Here is a 6,115-nt window from a genome sequence, read left to right as displayed (position 1 = left end):
TATGATCACTTTCTCAAGTTAATGAGCACTTTCCTAGCTTTATGATCACTCACAACTACTCCCGCCAGTTATGATTTGATCAATTCAAGTTCAATCAGTCGCTCGACGGAAGAGAGGATGGCTACTTTTACATGTTCGTAGGTGAGACCGCCTTGCACGTAGGCTGTGTAAGGTGGACGAATTGGGCCATCTGCTGTCAACTCGATGCTGGAGCCTTGGATGAACGTCCCTGCAGCCATGATGACATCATCTGAGTAACCTGGCATATAGGATGGCACTGGGCTAACATGTGCATCGATTGGTGAGTTGGCTTGAATCATTTGGCAGAATGCAATCATTTGCTTGGCATTTTGGAACGAGACTGATTGAATGAGATCTGTTCGTTGTGCAGAGAAATGAGGCGATGTCACAAGTCCATAGGATTCGAGCATTCCCGCGGTAAATTGTGCACCTTTTACTGCCTGGCTTACGGTATGTGGTGCTAGGAAAAAGCCTTGGTACATTTCACGTAACGTGTCGAGGGATGCCCCTGCTTCTGCACCTAGACCAGGTGACGTCATGCGATATCCACATTTCTCTATTAAATCTTTTCTACCTGCAATATACCCACCAGTTCGGGCAAGACCGCCCCCAGGGTTTTTGATCAATGAACCCGCCATAAGATCTACCCCTACATCAGTCGGCTCGAGCTCTTCGACAAATTCACCATAACAGTTATCTGTAAATATAATAATATCAGGGTGATTTGCTTTTATTCTCTTCACCATGTCAGCAATTTCAGAAACTGTGAAGGATGGTCGATCTGCGTACCCTCTTGAACGCTGAATCGCGATCATTTTTGTGTTTGGATTGATTTGACGTTCTACCTCTTCGTAGTCGACAGTTCCATCTTCCAATAAATCAACGTGATGGTAGCCGATATTAAAATCTTGTAAGGAGCCAGTATCTTGATCTCCACCTGAAACGATGGATTCTAATGTATCATATGGCTTCCCCGTTATATAAAGCAATTCGTCTCCGGGTCGTAATATCCCGAAAAGACTAATCGCAATCGCGTGAGTTCCTGATATGATTTGTCCACGTACTAAACTTGCTTCCGCACCAAAAACATCGGCGTATAATTGTTCAAGCACTTCTCTGCCCGCGTCATCATATCCATATCCAGTAGAACCGGTTAAATGAAAGTCACTCACTCGGTTTTTTCTGAATGCCGCCAATACTTTCTTTTGATTAATGAAAGCTATGCGTTCTGTAGCTTTTGCATAAGGTTGTAGCTCGGTTTCGATTTTTTCTGCACGATTTAAGATTTCATCGTTCAATTGCTGTATACTCATTCAGGATGCTCCAATCTGTACCTTAGGTTCTTAGCCCATTTTAGCAGGTAGAACGCTTTCGGTAAACGGAAGAGACATCCGGATAATCTTAAAACGTGTTGAACGGAGGAACTTTGAAGTGACATGGGATGTATTTAGTCTGATCGGTACAGCCGCATTTGCAATTTCAGGTGCGATTGTTGCGATGGAAGAAGACTTTGATATGTTTGGAGTCTATATATTGGGAATGGTAACTGCATTTGGTGGAGGTGCGGTCCGTAACGTGTTCATCGGAGTGCCTGTTTCAGTCCTTTGGGGACAAGAACTGTTTTTTACAGTTGCTTCAGTTCTGATAGCAGTGATTTTCTTCTTTTCAGGATACTTACTGAAGACGTGGAATCGATGGGGGTCTTATTTTGACGCGGTAGGATTAGCCGCTTTTGCGATCCAAGGTGCCTTGATGGCCGTTGAAATGGAGATGTCTCTGTTTGCTGTAGTGGCGGCGGCGGTTCTAACAGGTGCCGGAGGAGGGGTCATCCGTGACTTACTTGCTGGACGTCAGCCCCTTGTCTTTAAAAGTGACATATATGCGGTATGGGCTGCGCTTGCTGGACTAATTGTCGGGTTCGATACGTATATACATGACGCTGCGCTTTATATGCTGCTAGTCGTTACAGCGGCTTTACGTATGTTATCTATTAAGTTTCACTGGCAACTGCCTCAACGCTCTTTATTGACAAAATAAAAAGGCCAATCACGGCCTTTTTTTTATTGCTCATCTTTCAGAATAACCGGTTTTGCTGGAACATACGTAGAGATTGCATGCTTATAAATGAGTTGCTGTTTGCCATCTGATTCTAAAAGAACTGTATAGTTATCATATGACTTAATCATACCTTTTAGCTGAAAACCATTTGTTAAAAATACAGTTACAAACGTGTTATTCTTTCTGAGTGAATTCAGGAACGTATCCTGCATATTGGCATTTGCCATTTCATTACCCCCTACAGTTCTTTTTCGCAATTAATGCTTGCTTTTTGTATTCGCTAAATGCAACTGAAATCCCTTTACTTCGTCACATATTTTCTGAACTAGCTGATTTTTCTCTGATGTGGCATCATACCAATTGACTTCAAGCTTGTTGCGGAAGTAGGTCAACTGACGTTTTGCATAGTGACGTGTATTCTTTTTGATAAGGTCTACCGCTTCTACTACAGGTAGAGTGCCATCAATCGTTTGGTACAATTCTTTGTATCCAATCGCTTGAACAGATTGGACATCTCGGATACCTTGTTTCCACAAACCCTCGACTTCACCTAATAATCCTTTTTCCATCATGAGGTCAACTCGTCGGTCAATCCTTTCATAAAGGAGCTCTCTTGGCAGCTCAAGGCCAATAATATAAAAATTGTACATCGGTGTCGCCCCTTGGTCCGCTTCATGATTCGCTTTTGTCTCACCACTCACTTCAAGGATTTCTAAAGCCCTTACTAGTCTTCGGTGATTATTAGGATGAATTTTTTCAGCGCTCACAGGGTCTTGTTGAAGTAGCCGTTCGTATAGTACGTGTGCACCTAAAGTTTCAAGCTCACCTTCAAGTCGAGCTCGTACTTCCAAGTCCGCTGCTGCTTCAGTGAACCTGTAATCAAAAAGCACGGACTGTATATATAATCCGGTACCGCCAGCTAGTATAGGAAGTTTTCCACGGGATTGGATTTCGGCAATCTTTTCCCGGACGATTTGCTGATATTCTGCCGCTGAAAACGATTCCTCTGGAGATTTTATATCAAATAGATGATGAGGAATGCCTTCCATTTCGTCTGCAGTGATTTTCGCTGTCCCAATATCGAGACCGCGATATACTTGCATTGCATCGCCATTAATCACTTCCCCATCGAGGCAATGAGCAAGCCCTACCGCAAGGGCGGTCTTACCTGAAGCTGTCGGGCCAGCAATTGCTAATACTTCCGCTGAACGAGTCATAGTTTCTCCACCCACTGCTTCATCATTTTCAGTACTGGTTCTCTAGAAGGTCCTTGTAAGGATTCATGCCTTACACCCTCGAAAAGATACGCGGTGACATTTTCAACGCCCGCGTCCTTATACATTCCAGCTGCTTCAAAAATCCCACTGCCCATGTTCCCTACAGGATCTTCTGTACCTGCAAATAAAAGTATAGGCAATTTCTTAGGAACAGATTCGTAGGCGGATGTAGTACTGATTAATTTTAATCCATCGAATAAGACTTGGAAGAAACTATTTGTAGAAACCGTGCCAGAAAGGGGATCTTCAATGTAGTCACGCACAGTCTGTCGATCTGTTGAAAGCCAATCGAACTTAGTCTCTGGATTTGAGATTGTTTTATTGTAGCCTCCAAAGCCGATCGTATCGAGAACCTCACTCGGAGCATGGGGACCATCTTTGAGTGATAAAATGGAAGCTAATAGACTGCCACCGACTCTTGACAGACCAGGTTTTCCTGCTGTTCCTGAACAAATAAGCGCGTCTATTTCCGCTCCGTATTTTTGAGAAAAACGACGTACAACGAACGATCCCATACTATGTCCAAACAAAATACGAGGTAGGTTGGGATACTCCACTTTGTATGCATTCATCACTTCCCGCACATCTTCAACAAGTCTATCAAATGTAACTCCATCTCCAAAATCGCCAAGCTGGTCATGATCCAGTGCCCGTTGCCCGTGTCCACGCTGATTATAGCCAGTTACGATGTAGCCTGCACGTGCAAGGTCGTTCATCACTGCCTCATATCGGCCAATATGCTCGGCCATGCCATGAACTAGATGGATGTGTCCACGTGGTGTTCCTGATGGTTCCATGAAATAAGAATCGAGTATAACACCGTCGGACATTGTAAGTAACTGTTCTTTCATTTTCATTCCTCCTCCCTTACATTACACGTTTGAACATTTTTTCAAGTTCATACGTCGTGAAGTGGATTAATACAGGTCGACCATGGGGGCATGTATAGGGATTTTCTGCCTTACTGAGATCATTCAATAAACGATTCATATCCTCCATCGTTAAGTAATGATTTGCTTTAATGGATTTTTTGCAACTCATCATGATCGCTGTGTCTTCTCGTAATTTTGCAATATTCACCTGCCGAGTGTGTAAAACTTGTTCAATCATTTCTTCAATAATCGAAGAGGCTTCTGCAGCAGGGAACCAAGAAGGGTACTCTTTTACGGTGTAAGATGATGGACCGAATTGTTCAAGATAAATGCCTACTTCCTCTAGTGCATCCAGACGTTCTTCAATCTTGAGTTGCTCATCTGCAGAGTAATGGAAAATCAAAGGCATTAAAAGCATTTGTCGTTCTTCATGATCCACTTCCGCAATCTTCGTCCGGAAATACTCATACTTAATGCGCTCCTGGGCTGCATGCTGATCAATCATATAAAAGCCATCCTCATTTTGTGCCACGATATAGGTCCCGTGGACTTGTCCGACTGGTAGTAGCTTCGGGAATGATGCTTTCGGTTCGGACTGTTCAACAGGTTCGGCAACTTCTTCTTGACTAGTAACTGACGCAAATTCATCTTCAGTATTAGAAGGTTCGGTTGTCTCAACATGGTGCACCTGAGCGTCTAGATCAATGTTCAAATTTTCATTTGGTGCAAGCTCTTCAACCGTCCAAGCGGGTTTTTGTTGTGATGGATAATTACTTGTCGTTTGAAAACTTTGCACTGGTTTTGCACTGCGTTCCGGATGCTTCCAAAACGATTCTTGCACGCTAGGTGTACTTGGTTTTTTCTTTTCTTTCACAATTGCGTCCGGAACAATGATTGCTTTCTTTACTGCAGCGTGAACTCCTTCGCGAACGGCAGCAAGCAATTCCCCTTCTTTACTCACTTTAATGTACTGCTTGGAAGGATGAACGTTGACGTCTGTTAGGTAAGGATCCGCTTCTGCCTGCAATACAACGATTGGAAACCGTCCAATCGGCAAATACGTATGCAACGCATCCAACACGGCTTTGTTAACAGGATAACTTTTAACCCATCTGCCATTGATAAGCACTGTCATGTAGTTTTTAGATGCCCGTGTCATTTCAGGTAAGGTCACATAACCGCTAACTTTATAGTCTGCATTTTCAGCTTGGAACGGAATCATTTTCTTCGCAACTGCGATTCCATACACATCGGATAGCACGCGAAGTAAATCTCCAGTTCCTGTTGTTTTCAGCAGGACTTGCTGACCATGGGCTAGACGAAATGAAATATTTGGATGACTGATTGCGAGACGATTGACTAAGTCGATTGTGTGACCGATTTCCGTTTGGATCGTTTTCATATATTTCAATCGGGCCGGGGTGTTGAAGAACACTTGTGAAACCGTGATATCCGTTCCTTGACGGAGAGATGCAGCCCGGTGGTTCATGACCTTTCCACCTTCAATATCTACTTCAGTTCCACTCACCCCATCAGACGTCCAAAGATGTACTTTCGAAACGGCTGCAATACTAGCAAGAGCCTCTCCACGAAAACCAAGTGTACGAATTCTGAACAGGTCATGCTCATTATCGATTTTGCTCGTTGCATGCCTTTCAAACGCCCGAACCGCGTCCGCTGTTGTCATACCCTTCCCATTATCCGTTATACGAATACTTATTAGCCCTGCTTCTTCAAGCGTGATTTCAATGGATGTACTTCCTGCATCGATTGAATTCTCCACAAGCTCTTTCACGATGGATGCAGGTCGCTCTACAACTTCTCCAGCCGCAATTTTATTTGCCAATGGTTCGTCCATCACCTTAATGATATCCATCGTCTCGCTCC

6 protein-coding genes are annotated in these 6,115 nt (G+C 43.7%); 1 reads left to right on the top strand and 5 read right to left on the bottom strand.

Translation table 11 applies throughout. The features are described from left to right. Positions 1 to 68 precede the first annotated feature (68 nt). Positions 69 to 1,334 carry a methionine gamma-lyase family protein gene (locus RL70_RS03305; RefSeq protein ID WP_039041992.1) on the bottom strand — a complete coding sequence of 422 codons (1,266 nt, stop codon included), beginning with the start codon at positions 1,332 to 1,334 and terminating at the stop codon, positions 69 to 71. A 118-nt stretch (positions 1,335 to 1,452) separates the two neighbouring features. Between RL70_RS03305 and RL70_RS03300 the strand changes: the two genes are divergently transcribed. Next, complete coding sequence (locus RL70_RS03300) at positions 1,453 to 2,058, top strand: trimeric intracellular cation channel family protein (RefSeq protein WP_039041991.1); 606 nt, start codon at positions 1,453 to 1,455, stop codon at positions 2,056 to 2,058. Positions 2,059 to 2,081: 23 nt separating this feature from the next. Here RL70_RS03300 and hfq read toward each other — a convergent pair whose 3' ends face one another. Genes hfq through mutL form a run of 4 tightly spaced genes read right to left on the bottom strand, consistent with a single transcriptional unit; the run spans position 2,082 to position 6,104 of the window. Beyond that, entirely contained in the window at positions 2,082 to 2,306 is a 225-nt protein-coding gene (gene hfq / locus RL70_RS03295; protein ID WP_025784970.1) for an RNA chaperone Hfq, read from the bottom strand. 30 nt (positions 2,307 to 2,336) lie between these two features. Then, positions 2,337 to 3,296: a tRNA (adenosine(37)-N6)-dimethylallyltransferase MiaA gene (gene miaA, locus RL70_RS03290; RefSeq protein WP_039041990.1), complete on the bottom strand. Its 960-nt coding sequence runs from the start codon at positions 3,294 to 3,296 to the stop codon at positions 2,337 to 2,339. Continuing rightward, entirely contained in the window at positions 3,293 to 4,207 is a 915-nt protein-coding gene (locus RL70_RS03285) for an alpha/beta fold hydrolase (RefSeq protein WP_052245740.1), read from the bottom strand. The genes miaA and RL70_RS03285 overlap by 4 nt, the downstream gene beginning before the upstream one ends. Before the next feature lie 16 nt (positions 4,208 to 4,223). Continuing rightward, positions 4,224 to 6,104, bottom strand: coding sequence for a DNA mismatch repair endonuclease MutL (gene mutL, locus RL70_RS03280; RefSeq protein WP_039041988.1), 1,881 nt, complete (start codon positions 6,102 to 6,104; stop codon positions 4,224 to 4,226). Positions 6,105 to 6,115 lie beyond the last annotated feature (11 nt).

Source organism: Sporosarcina sp. ZBG7A (assembly GCF_000813425.1).
Lineage (GTDB): Bacteria > Bacillota > Bacilli > Bacillales_A > Planococcaceae > Sporosarcina.
The sequence above is the reverse complement of the archived record's forward strand: the minus strand, read 5'-3'. Positions and strand labels throughout refer to the sequence as shown.